This is a genomic window from Treponema sp. OMZ 788, assembly GCF_024181245.1.
Lineage (GTDB): Bacteria > Spirochaetota > Spirochaetia > Treponematales > Treponemataceae > Treponema_B.
This window is the reverse complement of sequence record NZ_CP051199.1, coordinates 2,338,200-2,354,494: the sequence shown is the minus strand read 5'-3', so window position 1 is coordinate 2,354,494 and position 16,295 is coordinate 2,338,200. Positions and strand designations below refer to the sequence as shown.

Below are 16,295 nucleotides of genomic sequence, written 5' to 3'. Positions count from 1 at the left end.
AATTTAAAAGTTCCGGCGGAGTCCGCATTTTATAAAATGAAAAGAGGTGTTTACTGAGTCTAAGAGCTCATTAAACACCTCTTTTTTTAAGATTGAGTAAAGCGGATTAAACGCCTCTTTCGCTCATTATAACTTTTATTTCTTCTTCGTTGATGCCGACCATAGCAGAGCCTAAGTTTTCTGAAACTTCTGCTAAGATTGCAGGATTATCGTAATTCTTTACGGCCTTTACAATGGCTGCGGCTCTTTTTGCAGGGTCGCCCGATTTAAAAATTCCGCTTCCGACAAAAACGCCGTCGGCTCCGAGGTGAACCATCAAAGCTGCGTCTGCGGGGGTTGCAACTCCGCCTGCCGAAAAGTTCGGAACGGGGAGCTTGCCGTGCTTATGCACATATTCTACCAAAGCGTATGGAACTTGAAAATTCTTTGCAGCAACATAGAGTTCGTCTTCTCTTAAAGTTGTCAGCTGCCTCATCTCGCTTTGGATTTGGCGCATGTGTTTTACAGCCTGAATAACATCTCCTGTTCCTGCCTCACCCTTTGTGCGGATCATCTTTGCGCCTTCTTGAATCCTTCTTAATGCTTCTCCCAAGTTGCGGGCACCGCAGACAAAGGGTACCTTAAATTTGTTTTTATCTACATGGTAAACTTCATCTGCCGGAGATAGAACTTCGGACTCATCAATAAAATCGATACCGATAGCTTCCAAAATGGATGCTTCTACAAAGTGACCGATTCTCACCTTTGCCATAACAGGAATTTTTACAGCCTTTATGATCTCTTTAATCATCTTAGGATCGCTCATTCTTGAGACCCCTCCTGCCGCCCTTATATCGGCCGGAATTCTTTCGAGGGCCATGACTGCAACGGCTCCTGCATCTTCTGCAATCTTTGCCTGTTCGGGGTTGGTTACGTCCATAATGACGCCTCCCCTTAGCTTATCTAAAATATCCACAAAAACCTCCATAAATGTTTTAGGACGGTGTCAATTATACTGCAAAGCACAGATAAGTTAAAGGGGGCCGTCACCTTCTTCTTAGGTTGACATTTTTCCCCATCTTTTGTATAGTTTTTAAGATAGGTTTATATAGGAGCCGGTTTATGAAAAAAAAATTATCGATGCTTTTTTTTGTACTTATACTAATTTCTTATCTGTCATCTCAAGATTATTATACGGATGAATTTAAGGATTTTACATTTGAAATGCCGGACGGTTGGGAGACTATGACTTATCCTGGCCTGAAATATAAGATAATATACGGAGAATCGGTAAACGGCCAAAATCAAAATATGATTTTTATTTCCGAAGAAGTTTCGGGTTCAATGGATGAAGTTGTGAATGAGTATTTATCCAGCCAAAAAAATCCTGATGATCCGGCTTCCGATTCTACAGTAATAACGCAAGAGAAATTTGAAAATAATTATAATTTGGAATGCCGAAAACTTATAATGGAATTACATGAAGAAAACGATCTTGTAAAACATTATTTTTATTTGTTTAAGCATAACAATATTCTTTATATATGTGCTGCTGCCTTATCTCATGATGTTGAGCCTGAAATTTTGGAAATGCTTGATGCATCTATGAAATCATTTCAAGTTCTCGATAAAAAAGAGGAAGAGTAATTTCGTTTTCTGTACATGGAAAAAAAAGCAAAAAAAGCAAAATACTTTTTTATTCTCTTTATAATTATACTGTGGATAGTTGCAATTGTTAAATTATATCCGATAATCAAAGAATTTAAAGAAGGAAAAACGGCTTTAAATAAAAATGATGTCAAAATAAAGTCAAAACCTAAAAAAGAAAATTCTAAAGAGGAATTATTTTTTAAAAGATATGTTGAAAGTTTGTATTCAACATATTACGATATTCTAAATGTTTCCGTTTACGATTATACACCTGATGATGAAAATTATGATCCGAATGCTCGATTCTATTTTGTTGTAATAGAAAAAAAGTTGAAGTTTAATTCTGTTTATCAGCTGCCCTTTGTTGCCGGAATGAAAACAGCTCTTGAAAATTTTAAAAAAAATAAAAATGCTTTACACCAATTTAATAAAAGAACTACAGAATTAAAAAAGTATATAGGCAAAAAACAAATTGAAAACAATATTTTTAAGATAACATTTACCGAAAAGGATAATTTTGAAAACATAAAAATCGAAATAGCAACCTATCATACAAAAATAGATGCTTTTTCTTTAAAACCTCCCGAGCCGGAGGTAATTATGCAAAACGGTTTTGATTTTATAAAATATCATACTAAAAATAATTCAAAAAAAACGGGTTACAATAATGCGGCTGCCGTGGCTTATGCAAACAGATACACATCTAATCCGTTAAATATGTCGAGCGATATTTCTGTTTGGAATCCCGAATACAAAACATATGACAATGACTGTGCAAATTTTGTTTCTCAATGCATCCATGCAGGAGGTATTCCTACAACAGCTTCTTGGTACCCGGAAAGTTTAATTTGGATCAGAACAGGCAGTCCCAGATATACGAGCAAAGGAATAACGGATTATATGCAGCAAAAAAATATTTTTTATGAAACAAATCACTCTGCTGCAAGTGAGGGCGGTTTTATCTGTCTTACAAAAGAATCCCATGTTGTGTTGATAACATCAAATGACAGTATCACAATATTGTTTAACGGTCATACAAATGACCGTAAACAAGTTTCTTTTCCACACCTGCATGAATCTGAAGCGATTTATTTAACACCAAACAATTAAATTTTGAATTTATTTACTTCCTCGGATAATGCATCAATACGGTATTTGTTTTGCTTTGTTATTTCATTTACTTCTTGTACTGCATTATTGATTTGAACCGAGCCTAGTACCATTTCGTTCATACTGTCTGTGATTATTCTGGTTAGGCTGTCAAGCCTGTTCATTTCTTCTGCAACCTGTTCGCCGCCCGTAAACATATCCTCGGAACTTCCTTTTACGGCTTCGGTTATGTCGTTAATATTTTTTATTGCTGCCAAAACTTCCCTGCTTCCTGCTTCTTGTTCCTGCATCGCAGCCAAAATCATATCTTCTTGCTGTGCAATTTCTTTTACAAGATCATAAACTTGTACAAAAGCTTTTTCCGCTCCGGCACCTGCAACGGTTAAGTTTTCAATAATGCGGGTTGATTCTTTTATAACCTCGCCGATTTGTTTTCCCTGCATATTGGATTCTTCAGCGAGTTTTCGAATCTCATCGGCAACGACGGCAAAACCTTTTCCGCTTTCTCCGGCGTGGGCTGCTTCAATGGCGGCATTCATAGCCAAAAGATTTGTCTGACTTGCTATGTTTTGAATGATTTGACTTGCTTCAAGAAGAGAAGCTGATTGTTCGGCCATCTGTGCTACTACAGCGTTTGCTCCGGCAGCACCTTCTTTGCCTTTTTTTGTTTGCTCGTATACGGTTTTTATCAGGGTATTGTTTTTGCCCAAGGTAGTTGCAACCGAAGCAATATTTGCCGTCATCTCTTCTACTGCTGAAGAAGATTGTGCAATATTTCTTGCCTGATTTTCAATATTTTCATTTAACCTCTGAATCGAGCTGATTATATTATCTATCGTTTCTGCCGTTTTGCTTACACTTGAAGCTTGATTGACGGTTTGCTGTTTTACGCTTTCAATATTGGCACTGATTTCGTTTATCGAGCTTGCAGTTTGGGCCATATTTGTTGCAAGCTCTTCACCGATAGATTGCATTTCTCTTGTGTTGGACGAAACCGATTTAAGCGACAAGGCCAGTTTTTCTATTGTCTGGTTAAAGTAACGGGCTATGTCGCTTATTTCATCCTTTCCGCTGACCGGCAATGAAACTCTTAGATCTCCGTCTCCTTCTGCAATATTGCGTAGGGCTGTAGATGTTTTTTCAAGAGGCTTGCTTATTCGGCTGACAAGAATTGCTGCCGTAACCAGTAGGGTTAAAAGACAAGCACTGAATACCCATAAAGATATGACAAAAACTTTTTGTGTTTCGGCTTCAAATTGTTCTGCAAAAACCTGCTTATCTCTATCTATTGTGTCTATGTAACAGCCTGTGCCTATCCACATATCGGTATTTTTAATTCTCATGGCTGTTCCGAGTTTAGGGAAAACCTGTCCTGCGGGAACATCGGGCTTTGACCAATAAAATTCTAAGAACATCGTATCATTTTTTGCAACCTCATCAAGTTCGCGGATAATGTACTGAGTTTTTTGAGGGTTTTGCAAATCCCACAAGCTGGTACCTTCAAGATTTTTATTTGAACCATGAATTGTACATATACCTGTTCCGTTCTTATAGGCATAGTAATATCCGTCTTCCCCAAACCGTAAATTTCTTACCAGCTCTGCAGAAAGAGCAAGTTTTTCTTCTTCTGTTATATCGGTTCTGGCATAAATTTCCTCTACCAACACGGCAGCGATTTCTGTGGCAGACTTCATTTCCTGTTTAAATTTATCATATAACAGACGGGTTTCGACTTTTTCAAAAAACATATTGTAGGATTTTTTTGAAAGATTCAATATGACTACTATGGTTATAAGCATAAAAAGGGCTATGCTAAACAAGGGTACAAATATCTTAAAAGCAACCTTATTCATGGTTGTCTTTTTTGCTGGAGTATCTTGATTTTTCATATTATGCTGACTGTACTACTTTTAGTAGTCTTTGTCAATTACCGCTAAAAACTCAACTCTTTTTTTCACTGATTGGGAGAATTTTAATATATCTTATCAGGTCATTATCCATTTCATGAATGATAAATTTATATTCTCCAATATCGGCTTCAAGACCAAGATGGGGTGAGCGGCCCTGTTGTTTGAGATAGTTAAAAAGATAGCCGGCAACGGTATTTCCGTATGTTTCATCAAAATCCGAATCCAGCCTGTGGTTTATTTCATGGATACTGGTTCCGCCGTTTACTATATAATCGCATTCATTTCCGGCTCCGTATTCTCCGCCTTCATTAAGGAATTTTTTTACGGCAAATAAGGCAGCAATAGCTACAACACCTAAAAGAGCATCAAGCATACTGCCGTGATCGGCAATAATTTTTCTTGCAATAGTATAAAGCACAACCTCAAGAGCACTGCCTGGTGTATGCTTTATAAGCATGTTTACAAATTCAAGGCCGATTACGAGAGAAAATATTAATGAAAGGAATTCGGAAAACGAAGGAACTTTTCTGCTGTAAATAAAGGCGTAAGCCATTTCTTTTAGGTCAAAAAAGATTTCGATTGAAAGAATAAGAATACCGATAAGCATTGCGAAAGAAAGTACAATCTCGACTCTTCCTGCCAATCGTGCAGCCCGCCGCCTTAGGTTTTGTTGGTGAAAAAAAGTTTTAAATTTTTGCATAATATTCTCCATTTATTAGTTTAAAATTTTTTTGGCAGTATACATAAAAGCATTTTTTTTGTCAATCTTTTGATTTTTTTCTTAATGTAGTTATAAAAAGAAAGCAGCCCGAAAAGGAGGAGAAAGGGCTGCTTGTGAATAGAATAATAGTGTGTATCTTCTGTGTACGAAAATAATATACTTAATTTTAAGATAAATGTCAATACTTATGAATAAAAAAGTGCGATTTTCTTGATATTCTTGCATATTGTACGGTTTTCTAACATATTCTGCTGTGCTTTTATATAATAATTTTTGCCTTGCACTTTAGTTTTAAATAGGTTATACTTATACACTGGAGGTAAGCATGAGTATTCATATAGCTGCAAAACAAGGCGAAATTGCCGATAAAATTCTTTTACCGGGAGATCCCCTAAGGGCCGAATTCGTTGCTAATAATTTTTTGGAAGATCCCCAATGTTATAACAAGGTGAGGGGAATGTTGGGCTTTACCGGCACCTATAAGGGAGTAAGGGTTTCTGTTCAAGGAACAGGAATGGGACAGCCTTCTTTTTCAATATACGCAAATGAACTTTTTAGCGAGTATGGTGTGCAAAAGGCTATCCGCATCGGAACTGCCGGAGCCTTGCAAAAGGATATAGGTTTGAGGGATGTAGTTTTGGCTATGTCTGCCTCTACAGATTCCGGAATTAACACTCACCGGTTTAGGGGCTGCCACTACGCACCCACTGCCGACTGGAAGCTCTTGAAAAATGCCTATGACCATGCCCAAAAGATGGGAGTAAATCCCTTGGTAGGTTCTATTGCAAGCTCAGATGTTTTTTATGATGATCTTGAAACATGGAAGATGTGGGCTGCGTATGGGGTTTTGGCTGTCGAAATGGAAGCTGCCGAGCTTTATACTCTTGCAGCTAAGTACAAAAGACAGGCTCTTGCCGTGCTTACTATTTCGGATAATGTTGTTACGCACGAGCAGACAAGTTCCGAAGAGCGGCAAACTACATTTAAAACCATGATGGAAATTGCCTTAGAGGCAATAATAGCTTAACCGCTCTAAAAGTTTAAACTGCGACTACCTCGGTAACTTCGGGAAACATGTCCTTAAGCTGCTCTTCAACGCCCATCTTGAGCGTGTAGATGGCCATAGGACATGAGCCGCAGGCTCCCTTTAACTTAACATAAACCTTTCCGTTTTCATCAACAGAATGAAGTTCTATATCTCCGCCGTCAGCCTGCAAATAAGGCCTTACCAAGGCTATGCCTTTTTCGACTTCTTCTTTAACCAGCATAATGACCTCCGTTATTTTAATGCTCCACAAAATATACAAAAAATATGAGGAGAAAGCAAGCATAGCTAAAACTCATACCCTATACTGACTTTTATAAAATGATTGTTTTGGTAACAGCCCAATTTACCGTTTTTTTTGCCGCCGAAAAAGCCGATTCCTAGGTCAAAGCCGATTGTGCCTATCAGCCAAGAAAGTTCGGGGTTTATCATAAAATCAGCATCTTCTATTCCTACAAGAGCGTTTAGCTTCCATTCGAGGGAGCCTCGTACCAAGGTTTGAGAAAGGCTTAAAAGAAGGCGTGTGTCTGTGATAGGCCTTCCTTTTTCCGTATCAAGGCTGAGTTTGTCTTGATTTATTCCCGAATTTAAAAGCCGTATAGTTTCGGCTGCTTGAAGTCTCAAATTTATATTTTTAGGAAGAGCGTATACTAGGCCTAAATTCCATGCAAGGTGAGGATTATATATATCGGGATTGTTTCCTTTTAAATCGCTGCTGATATTTGCGGCAAATTCGGCCTGTACCGTAAACTGCCCGAACATGGCCTCGTAGTCGGCCCCAATTTGGTGATAGCGGTTGTATATGAGCGTAGCCTTTTCAAAGACATTTTTAAATTCGGCTTCGGTATAATCTGAAGGCGTATGACTCGATTTAAAATTCGGCTTATGAAAAAAGCCTGTAAAATACTGAAAACCTAGGTCGTGCTTACCGTCAATGTTAAGAGTATAACGCAAACCGCCTTGAGCATAGTCAAGGGTATCAGCTTTTTTAGCATTTAAAAAACGTTCCTTTCTTGCCTGATTCAGACCGGCATTGTCTGAGGAAACAGGCAGCTCTCTTGTAAGGTTGATAAAGGGGGGCTGCTCCCATCGGCCGCCGAGAGCAAATTCATCGGCTTCAAAAACCGGAAGATATACAAATTCTATTTTCATGTCCTTAGGTAAGTAGGCCGAAAGAAAAAACACGGGCGCCGATTTTTTTATCTTTTCGGGATAAAATTCGCAGGGTTTGCTGTAGTCCTTTGGGTTTACCATATCCAAAACGCTTAAAAAATGCGCTCTTCCCCAGTTTACTTTTTTTATGCCTCCGCCGAAAACTACGGGCCCCGCAAGGGCTTGCACATATGCCTCATCAATCCACCTAGGGAAAAGAGGCTTGGGAAAGTATTCTGACTTTCCGCCCATCTCGGCGGCAATGGTCTTGGCGTTTAAGTTTACCGAGGCATAGGCTTCGGCAAGGGGCGACTTAGCTTCCAGATGAAGGCTGCCCCAAAGAGGGAAGGGGAACTGATAGCTTTCTGGCTTTTTAAAGGCATCAAAGAAGACTTCAGTTCCTGTATAAAAGGCTCCGCCGAAATCTATGCTGAATACGCTTGATTCACTGCTGCTTTCTTCATCATCAAAACCGAAATCTCCTAAGTCGGCTTCTTCGCTAAAAATCAATGAACTTATCAAAAGGATAAAAATTAAACTAAAAAAAAACTTTTTCATATTGCAAAGCCCCTTATGATTGAGGCCTTAAAAAATCGAATTTTTTAAGGCCTCGTAAATAATTTATTTTTTACCTGTTTCCAAGTACTTTTGTGTAAAAATGTAATCGGGTATCTTCATGCCGTATTCTATTCTTTTTATAGAAATAACTGTGGAAGTATTTGTTTTGACGGTTGAAAGCTTTGTCTTATGAGCTGTCATTATTCCGTTTACTTCCTTATAATCGTAAAGCTCAAGAATCTTTACAAGCTGTGAACCTTGATAAAATTCGGCCTTAAGTAAGAGATTTTTATCCTTTGTGATCCGCATTAAAGTTTTTGAATACGTGTAGTTCTTATCCTTGGGCGTAGATTCGATAATATAAACAAGTTTGCCTTCATATTCTTCTTCGCCTAAGATCTTAAAATTATCGAGTTTTGTATCCCTTTCCATAAATGAAATATCGTTATTTGAAAAGTCGGAACCCATGAACGGTTCATCGGCACTTCCTTGGGCCGATATTTTTTGCACCTTCTTTGTTTGGGCTAAATACATTCTCTGGTCTGTCGAGCCGTCTGCTTTTTCGATCATTAAAAACCTTGAACCCTTATAAGAGGGAGGGTTTCGTATTTCGACAAACATTCTTTGTAGGCCTTTTTTATCCAAAGAAGAGTATTGTCTAATCTCCAATGTGGAAAGGGTTTTTCCTCCTGCCTGCATATCCAAACTTGATTCCGAGCCAAGTGAAGATGCAGTATTTTTTGTCTTTGTTTTAGCTGCAATTTCTTCTGCACTTTGTGCAAAAATTAAACTGCAAAATCCGATAGCAAAAATTAAACTCAAAGTAAGTTTTTTCATACTCCCTCCGTATCTTTTTCTTCATTAAAAGAATATTCGTTTTTTAATTCCTTTATATCTACAGGTAAAAGTTTTTTTATAAACTTTGGTTTCACTAAATTTAATAAAACTGGAAGAATAGTCAAGCTGCCGAAGGAGCTTGTTATCATTATAAGGGCAATTAAAAAACCAAGCTCTGAAAGCATATTAAATTTTGAAAGCATTAGAACTGCAAAACCTGCACCTACCGAAACCGCATTGAACAATATAGCCTTTCCCGAGCCCAAAAAGGCTAGGTATAAAAATTTCGGATCTCCATTGGTTTTTATAAGGCATTTGTGGTAGGCGGCTAAAAAATGGATGGTGTAGTCAACTCCTATTCCGATTGCAAAACTTGCAACCATTGCTGTTCCTATGTTGAGCTTTATTCCCAAGGCTCCCATTATTCCGAAGTTAATTAAAATTGAGAGTGCTAAAGGAAGAATACCAAAAAGACCTGCAAAGGCTGATCTATAATAGATGGAAAGAATTACAAAAACTATAAATAAGGAAACTCCTACCGAAATAAGCTGGGATTCTACTACGAGTTTGTTTAAGGTTTTTTCGACCAATACGAAGCCGCCTGTTTCAGCGATTATATCTTCAGGAAATTTCAAGCGTACATAATCGTTAATTTCTTCCAGAACCCTGTCGGTATCCTGCTGCCCTACGGTGCGCAGCTGAATGTTTACTTTTAAAGTTTTAGGATCGGTATTGTTATCTAAAAAACCTTCCGTATTTTTTCCTAAAAGAATAAGATAGTTTTGCATTATGGCTGAAAGTTCCTCTTGAGAATTTTTTCCGTATTTTTTAGGATCTGTTGGAATTTCATAGTAGGCAAGTCCCTTATAGTTTAATTTTTTGCCTAATTCGTAAACCAGACTTTCTGCTGGAAGATTGTTTTTTATACGCTCTTTTGAAGCATCGTTAAGCATAGCCATAATTTCTTCTTGGCTGTACTGCTTTTTAGGTTTAGAGCTGCTTTCTGCAGCTCGGCTATCGCTGCCGGCTTCCTCTTCAAAATTTCCAAAATCGCCGAAACTTGCAAAGTCATCAAAGCTGCCGAAATCATCTGAAGATTCCGCCTCATTTATATCGGCTGCCTGTATTCCTTCAGGAGATTCATCGGCATTATAAACCTGATTTAACCGCTTAATCAGAGGTACGATTGAAGTAACCTTTCCTACATCTTCAACTTCTTCTTCCAAGAAAAAGGAAAGATCATCAATTGCTTTCAAAATATCCGGCCGCAAAACATTTGATCCGTCCTTAGCCTTAATTACCATTTCAAGGAGCTTTGATCCGCCGAATTTTTCACGCATAAATACATCGGACTGAATTACCGCAACATCCTTCTCAAAATATTCCATTAAAACATTATCTATAACGAGTTTTTTAAGTCCGAATACTGAAAGAACTACTATAAGACCGGCAAAAAGAATTACCGATCGGGAATGTTCCGAAATAAGAACAAATGTTGTCGCTATACCGCGGTCTAAGCCTCCTGTAGTATCTTTTTTATTGGCCCACCGCATTGAAGGTTTTTTCGGTCCTCGCAATATCAAGATACTAGGGATCAATGTTATGGATATTAAAAAAGCTGCTGCAACGCCGAAGCTCGAAAAAATTCCGAATTCAAAAATGGGAACAACTGAGGTAAAACAAAAGGAAACAAAACCCGCAAATGTTGTGAGGGCAGCCAAAAAAACCGGCCTTATAACCTCGCTTAAGGCCTTAACGACCTGACTTTTATGTTCTTCTTTTGAAATAGAATCATCTTGAACGACCTCATCATAGTAGTGGTTGATAACATGAATTCCATAAGCCGAACCTACGGCAATCAAAATAATCGGTAAAATTGTAGAAAGAATCGATAATGGAACATTAAAAAGAGCCATAGCTCCGAGCGACCAGATTACGGAACATATAACCGTCAATAACGGCAGAAAAACACCGGTAAACCTTCTAAAAGAAAGAAATAGGACACCCAAAACAACAATGATAACAAGAGGTACTAAAAAACTTAAGTCATGGGCCGTTGCCTCGTTGACTATCTCGTTAAAAATAGGAGCTCCGGTTAAATAAATTTTGGAATCGGGAAAATCCCAAGCCTCTGTCAGCTTCATAATTTTACGGCAGGCTGCAATAGTTGCAGGAGAGCCGCTTTCTTCGTTTGTTATATTAAGAAAAACAAGAATTTGGGTTGCCCGTAAATCTTCAGAAACAAGGCTTCTTTCATACATATCCCAACTGCGGAGCTTATTTTTGACAGCCTTAATTTCTTCTTCAGTACCGGAAAAATCAGCAGGAATAATAGGCTCGCTTACAATTCCGTCTTCCCCGTTGTCTATGTGGGTTGTGCTTGTTATCAGCACAGTGTTTTTTACCAAGTCGATTTCTTTCAGCTTTTCATCCAGCTTGCGTACTTCATCTAAAAATTCTTTATTTATAATGGTAGAAAAACGGCGTTCTATTCCTATTAAGATAGGGACATCCTCTCCGAAAATATCGGCAATTTTTTTTGCGCTGATGCGTGATGGATCGTTTTTTGGAATAAAACGGAAGTTGTTATTGTCAAAGTTGAGCCGTATTATTTGGAGTGCAAAAAACAAGGTTATTGCAAGAATAGTTATCAGCATTGTGACGGGATGTTTATAAAAATTGTTTGTTGAAAATATATGCTTTTTTTCTTTTTTCATTAAGATGCTCCTCCGCCGGACTTTTTAATTATATAATCGCACTATCTTTTTGTCAAGCAAGAGTAAATCCCAATATAAATTTGCTTTCCTATCGACTTTTTCTTATTTTTTATGTATTATAGTAAAATATAATGGAGAATGTATGAGTAAAAATAATGACGATAAAAACCAAAACGATCCTTTTAATTTTTTTAATTTCGGGCCGGATTCCGATGGAGACGATAAAAAGTCTCCCAAAAAGCCTTTTTTTTCTTTATGGCTTTTAGCTCCTCTTGTAGTTGTCATTTTTATCTTAATTAATCAGTTAATGGTTCTCAATAGTTCTGCCTTGATTCCGTTTTCGGAGTTTAAGGATAGAGTTACTTCGGGACAGATAAAAAAAGTTATTTTAGGCCCTGTATATTTTACGGGCTATACAAGTATACAGGATGCAGAGCCGTCAAATACTTCCCTTTTTTCGTTTTTATCGGTACAACAAAATACTAATGAATATACGACTGTCGGTATTTACACCTCTGAGTTTTTACAGCTTTTAGACGATCACCATGTCGTTTACCATATAAAGCCAAAGGAAAAAAGTTATCTCGTTGAGCTCCTTTTACAGTGGGTAATTCCCTTCCTTTTGATCTTCCTTGTTTGGCGTGCCATTATGAGGCGGATGACCAAGGGTATGGGCGGCTTGGGCGGAAGTATTTTTTCTCCCGGGCAGGCTCGAAGTGCAGCTATAGATGAAGGCAAGGTCGAAACCCGCTTTAAGGATGTTGCAGGTGTAGACGAGGCCAAAGAAGAATTAATGGAAGTTGTAGACTTCTTAAAGTATCCGCAAAAATATACGGAAATAGGCGGAAAGATTCCGCGGGGCGTTCTTTTGGTAGGTCCTCCCGGAACGGGAAAAACACTTCTTGCAAGGGCGGTCGCAGGGGAAGCCGGAGTTCCCTTCTTTAGGATAAGTGGTTCCGACTTTGTCGAGATGTTTGTCGGTGTAGGAGCTTCCCGTGTGCGCGACCTCTTTAGGCAGGCCCGCGAAAAGGCCCCCTGTATTATCTTTATAGACGAATTGGATGCCATCGGAAAGTCGCGCCATAATTCTTACAGTTCAAACGATGAGCGGGAGCAGACCCTCAATCAGCTCTTAGTCGAAATGGACGGCTTTGACAATAAAACGGGCTTGATTCTTTTAGCCGCTACCAACCGCCCCGATGTTTTGGATCCGGCTCTTTTGCGTCCCGGCCGCTTTGACAGACAGGTTGTAGTTGACCGCCCCGATGTTAAGGGTAGGGAGCAGATTCTTAAACTCCATGCAGAAAATGTAAAGCTGGATGCTTCAGCTGACTTGGCTTCGATAGCCCGCATTACGGCAGGCTGTTCGGGTGCCGACCTTGCAAATATCATCAACGAAGCGGCTCTTTTGGCTGTAAGAGGCAAGAGAAAGACCGTCATAATGACCGACTTGGATGAGGCTGTAGAAAAGGCTATGATAGGCTTACAGAAAAAATCCCGAGTAATCCGCGAAGAAGAGCGGAGGGTAATTGCCTATCATGAAACCGGCCACGCCATTGTGGGCAGCTTTACCGAGGGTGCAGACAAGGTTCATAAGGTTACGATTGTTCCGCGGGGAACTTCCACCTTGGGCTATACCTTCCATATTCCTGAAGACGATAAGCACATTGTTACCGAAAAGCAGCTTTTGGCCGAAATAGATGTTCTTTTAGGCGGACGGGCTGCAGAGCAGGTAAAATTCAATATGGTTTCTACCGGAGCGGCAAACGACCTTTCCCGTGCAACCGACATTGCCCGAAGCATTATAACCGACTACGGTATGAGCTCTAAGTTTAAAAACGTCGCTTTAAGCAAGAGGGGGGCAGGCTACCTTGGAGATAATGAACCTCAGTTAGTCCGAGAATATGCAGAAACAACCCAGCAGTATATTGATGAAGAAATTGCAAAGATAATCAATACCCGCTATGAGATTGTTGTAAAAATGCTGAACGACAAAAAGCATCTTTTAGAGAAGATAGCCACAACTCTTTTAGAAAAAGAAACTATAGAGTACGAAGAATTTGATGCAATAATTGCAGAAGAGAAGACTCCTCAGCTTTTTGACAAGGAAGATGAAGAGTGTGTGGAGGCCTCAAATGATAATTCTCAGCCTCTTGAATCTTCTCAAATATAGAAAGAAATTTTGTAAAACAAATAAAACATATTAGACTTGTAAATATCATAAAAAAATGATAGAATACGGCTATTAATTACGGAGGTTTATATGACTAGATGGGGAGCTTTTGCGATTGGTGTTGCTGCAGGAGGTGCCGCAGTTCTTTTGGCTCGAAATGCTAATTTTAAAAAGGCTTGTGCCAAGGTTGTAGGAGCAGGTTTAAAATTAAAAGAAGATGCAGCTGCCTTTGTTGAAACCGTAAAAGAAGACGCTCAAGATATAATGGCAGAAGCTGCATACAATAAAGAAGCTGCGGAAGCAAAATAATCTAATCTCTTATCTATCAAAATCTTTATGAATTTTTATATAGCTCACCGCCTTCCCGGGCGTTTGCGTTTAAGGTATAAACGAAAAGGTTTAAGCCGCAAACAAGCCGTCCTCGTGGAGACCCTTGTTTCCTTACAGGACGGCATAATTTCAATCAGTGTAAATCCGGTTTCAGGAAGTATTTTAATCGAGTATTCAGGCATAAGCGAAGAAGAAGCTCTTTCTTATATAAGAGCTCTAAATTCTTCCTATCTTGAAAATGAAGAATTATTGGCAAGTATAGATGAGCCTGTTGTAACGCCGAGTTTAGCCGTTTCTTTGGCCGGCCTGCTTGCAGAATTTTTTATCCGTAAGCTTTTACCCTTTCCTGTCAGAAAAATCCTAGCTCTTTCTTCAATTATGCCGCGTGTAAGAATCGGAATAAAAGCCTTTGCTGACGGTAAGCCTTTTTGTGCCGAGACCCTTGATGCAACAGCCCTTTCACTGGCTTATGCAAGCGGAGATTTAAATACGGCCGGCACCATTGCCATGATGCTGGAGATGGGCGAAATCTTGGAAGATTATACAAGGCGCAAGTCCTATGAGAATTTAGCTCAAAGTTTTTTGAACACAAAGGAAATAGTACATGTCTTACGGGACGGAAATGAAACGGAAATATCGGCCAATCTTCTTCAAGCCGGGGACACGGTTGTTCTTAGGATAGGCTCCGTTATTCCTGCCGACGGAACGGTCGTAGCCGGGGAAGCTTCGGTTAATCAGGCTTCGATGACGGGCGAGGGCTTGCCTGTGCACAAGATTCCGGGAGATACGGTTTTTGCTTCTACCGTTGTTGAGGAGGGAGAGATTCATGTCTGTGTAAGGGCTTGCGGCAGGGAAACCAGGGTGAGCAAGATTGCAGATATGATTGACCGCTCTCAATCCCTAAAGGCGGCTTCACAAATAAGGGCTGAAAGAACAGCTGACAGGCTTGTTTTTTATAACTTCCTTCTTGCAGGGCTGACTTACGCCTTTACCCGCAACTTCGCAAAAGCGGCTTCAACCCTTCTTGTAGACTATTCTTGTGCGATGAAGCTATCAGCCCCTGTTTGTGTGCTTTCGGCCATGAAAAACTGTGCCGAGCACGGCATTACCGTAAAGGGCGGAAAGTTTTTAGAGGACTTCGCCCGTGCCGATACGATTGTCTTTGATAAGACCGGCACTCTCACCGAATCCCAGCCCTCCGTTAAACAAATAGTTACCTTCGGAGGCAGGGCGGAACATGAGGTGCTTAAAATAGCCGCCTGTCTTGAAGAGCATTTTCCTCACTCCCTTGCAAGGGCTGTTGTACGCGAGGCTGAAAACAGGGGAATCGAACACAGGGAAGATCATACAAAGGTTTCTTATATTTTAGCCCATGGTCTTGCCTCAACCTTGAACGGGGAGGAGCTTCGTATAGGAAGTGCTCATTTTATATTCGATGATGAGGGTATTCCTAAAACCGAAGAGGCCGAAAGAGCTATAGAGGATTTGGCACAGACAGGATGCTCTCAGCTTTATTTATCTGTAGGAAAGGAGCTTGCGGGGATTATAGCCATAGAAGACCCTTTGCGCCCTGAAGCCAAGGAAGTTGTTTCAGAGCTTCATAGGCTGGGGATAAAAAATATAATTATGCTTACAGGGGACGGACCTCAGACTGCCCGCAGCATAGCCAAAAAAACGGCTATTGACCGCTACCATGCTCAGGCCCTGCCCGATACAAAGGCCGATTTTATTAAAAGATTAAAAGAAGAGGGCAAGCTTGTTGTAATGGTCGGCGACGGTATAAACGATTCGCCTGCCCTTTCGGAAGCCGATGTAGGAATTGCAATGGGGCAGGCTTCTTCCATAGCCGGAGAAACGGCAGACATCCTCCTTCCCGATGACGGCCTGAGAGCTCTACCCCTTTTAAGAAAAAATTGCGATGGGTTTGATTAATAGGATTAATATCAATAACAAGCTTATTATAGGAATTAACTCAGGGCTTATTGCAGGAGAACTGGCCGGTTCTATTGCTCCGGCTGCAGCGGCCCTAATACATAACGGTTCTACAGTGGCCATAGGTATGTCGGCTATGAGAAGCTATGAAGAGCCGCTTGATAAAAGTGTTTAACAGAGG

At 39.8% G+C, this 16,295-nt stretch carries 12 protein-coding genes and 1 pseudogene; 6 read left to right on the top strand and 7 right to left on the bottom strand.

All coding sequences use genetic code 11. The features are described 5' to 3' along the window. Positions 1 to 106: 106 nt before the first annotated feature. Positions 107 to 967, bottom strand: a complete 861-nt coding sequence (gene pdxS / locus E4O00_RS11705; protein ID WP_253677535.1) for a pyridoxal 5'-phosphate synthase lyase subunit PdxS — start codon at positions 965 to 967, stop codon at positions 107 to 109. A gap of 134 nt (positions 968 to 1,101) precedes the next feature. On the opposite strand from pdxS, the gene E4O00_RS11700 reads away from it, so the two are divergent. Together E4O00_RS11700 and E4O00_RS11695 are read left to right on the top strand one after the other, a co-directional pair. Then, the gene (locus tag E4O00_RS11700; RefSeq protein ID WP_253677534.1) at positions 1,102 to 1,626 is read left to right on the top strand and encodes a PsbP-related protein; all 525 of its coding nucleotides are present in this window, start codon (positions 1,102 to 1,104) and stop codon (positions 1,624 to 1,626) included. A gap of 15 nt (positions 1,627 to 1,641) precedes the next feature. Beyond that, positions 1,642 to 2,739, top strand: coding sequence for an amidase domain-containing protein (locus E4O00_RS11695; protein ID WP_253677533.1), 1,098 nt, complete (start codon positions 1,642 to 1,644; stop codon positions 2,737 to 2,739). Here the strand turns inward: E4O00_RS11695 and E4O00_RS11690 are convergent. Continuing rightward, a complete protein-coding gene (locus E4O00_RS11690) occupies positions 2,736 to 4,628 on the bottom strand; it encodes a methyl-accepting chemotaxis protein (RefSeq protein ID WP_253677532.1) in 1,893 nt (630 codons plus the stop codon). The genes E4O00_RS11695 and E4O00_RS11690 overlap by 4 nt on opposite strands. A gap of 52 nt (positions 4,629 to 4,680) precedes the next feature. Beyond that, the gene (locus tag E4O00_RS11685; protein WP_253677531.1) at positions 4,681 to 5,349 is read right to left on the bottom strand and encodes an HlyC/CorC family transporter associated domain-containing protein; all 669 of its coding nucleotides are present in this window, start codon (positions 5,347 to 5,349) and stop codon (positions 4,681 to 4,683) included. Positions 5,350 to 5,695: 346 nt separating this feature from the next. Between E4O00_RS11685 and deoD the strand changes: the two genes are divergently transcribed. After that, the gene (deoD, locus tag E4O00_RS11680) at positions 5,696 to 6,397 is read left to right on the top strand and encodes a purine-nucleoside phosphorylase (protein ID WP_253677530.1); all 702 of its coding nucleotides are present in this window, start codon (positions 5,696 to 5,698) and stop codon (positions 6,395 to 6,397) included. A 13-nt stretch (positions 6,398 to 6,410) separates the two neighbouring features. Here the strand turns inward: deoD and E4O00_RS11675 are convergent, their stop codons facing one another. The 4 genes from E4O00_RS11675 to E4O00_RS11660 form a co-directional block, all read right to left on the bottom strand. Then, positions 6,411 to 6,638: a NifU family protein gene (locus E4O00_RS11675; RefSeq protein WP_253677529.1), complete on the bottom strand. Its 228-nt coding sequence runs from the start codon at positions 6,636 to 6,638 to the stop codon at positions 6,411 to 6,413. 65 nt (positions 6,639 to 6,703) lie between these two features. Continuing rightward, a complete protein-coding gene (locus E4O00_RS11670) occupies positions 6,704 to 8,125 on the bottom strand; it encodes a hypothetical protein (protein WP_253677528.1) in 1,422 nt (473 codons plus the stop codon). Between the two features lie 63 nt (positions 8,126 to 8,188). Continuing rightward, positions 8,189 to 8,962: an outer membrane lipoprotein-sorting protein gene (locus E4O00_RS11665; protein WP_253677527.1), complete on the bottom strand. Its 774-nt coding sequence runs from the start codon at positions 8,960 to 8,962 to the stop codon at positions 8,189 to 8,191. Beyond that, positions 8,959 to 11,679, bottom strand: coding sequence for an efflux RND transporter permease subunit (locus tag E4O00_RS11660; RefSeq protein ID WP_253677526.1), 2,721 nt, complete (start codon positions 11,677 to 11,679; stop codon positions 8,959 to 8,961). The genes E4O00_RS11665 and E4O00_RS11660 overlap by 4 nt, the downstream gene beginning before the upstream one ends. A gap of 142 nt (positions 11,680 to 11,821) precedes the next feature. Between E4O00_RS11660 and ftsH the strand changes: the two genes are divergently transcribed. From ftsH to E4O00_RS11645, 3 genes and pseudogenes are all read left to right on the top strand, one after another. Further along, the gene (ftsH, locus tag E4O00_RS11655; protein WP_253677525.1) at positions 11,822 to 13,852 is read left to right on the top strand and encodes an ATP-dependent zinc metalloprotease FtsH; all 2,031 of its coding nucleotides are present in this window, start codon (positions 11,822 to 11,824) and stop codon (positions 13,850 to 13,852) included. Positions 13,853 to 13,942: 90 nt separating this feature from the next. Continuing rightward, positions 13,943 to 14,161, top strand: a complete 219-nt coding sequence (locus E4O00_RS11650; protein WP_253677524.1) for a DUF6110 family protein — start codon at positions 13,943 to 13,945, stop codon at positions 14,159 to 14,161. Between the two features lie 27 nt (positions 14,162 to 14,188). After that, positions 14,189 to 16,289, top strand: a pseudogene (locus E4O00_RS11645) (heavy metal translocating P-type ATPase). The last annotated feature ends 6 nt before the right edge of the window (positions 16,290 to 16,295 follow it).

What these genes read in the sequence shown, in the direction of transcription:
- pdxS (WP_253677535.1), bottom strand. Translation starts at nt 967, where the DNA reads ATGGAGGTTTTTGTGGATATTTTAGATAAGCTAAGGGGAGGCGTCATT.
- E4O00_RS11700 (WP_253677534.1), top strand. Translation starts at nt 1,102, where the DNA reads ATGAAAAAAAAATTATCGATGCTTTTTTTTGTACTTATACTAATTTCT.
- E4O00_RS11695 (WP_253677533.1), top strand. Translation starts at nt 1,642, where the DNA reads ATGGAAAAAAAAGCAAAAAAAGCAAAATACTTTTTTATTCTCTTTATA.
- E4O00_RS11690 (WP_253677532.1), bottom strand. Translation starts at nt 4,628, where the DNA reads ATGAAAAATCAAGATACTCCAGCAAAAAAGACAACCATGAATAAGGTT.
- E4O00_RS11685 (WP_253677531.1), bottom strand. Translation starts at nt 5,349, where the DNA reads ATGCAAAAATTTAAAACTTTTTTTCACCAACAAAACCTAAGGCGGCGG.
- deoD (WP_253677530.1), top strand. Translation starts at nt 5,696, where the DNA reads ATGAGTATTCATATAGCTGCAAAACAAGGCGAAATTGCCGATAAAATT.
- E4O00_RS11675 (WP_253677529.1), bottom strand. Translation starts at nt 6,638, where the DNA reads ATGCTGGTTAAAGAAGAAGTCGAAAAAGGCATAGCCTTGGTAAGGCCT.
- E4O00_RS11670 (WP_253677528.1), bottom strand. Translation starts at nt 8,125, where the DNA reads ATGAAAAAGTTTTTTTTTAGTTTAATTTTTATCCTTTTGATAAGTTCA.
- E4O00_RS11665 (WP_253677527.1), bottom strand. Translation starts at nt 8,962, where the DNA reads ATGAAAAAACTTACTTTGAGTTTAATTTTTGCTATCGGATTTTGCAGT.
- E4O00_RS11660 (WP_253677526.1), bottom strand. Translation starts at nt 11,679, where the DNA reads ATGAAAAAAGAAAAAAAGCATATATTTTCAACAAACAATTTTTATAAA.
- ftsH (WP_253677525.1), top strand. Translation starts at nt 11,822, where the DNA reads ATGAGTAAAAATAATGACGATAAAAACCAAAACGATCCTTTTAATTTT.
- E4O00_RS11650 (WP_253677524.1), top strand. Translation starts at nt 13,943, where the DNA reads ATGACTAGATGGGGAGCTTTTGCGATTGGTGTTGCTGCAGGAGGTGCC.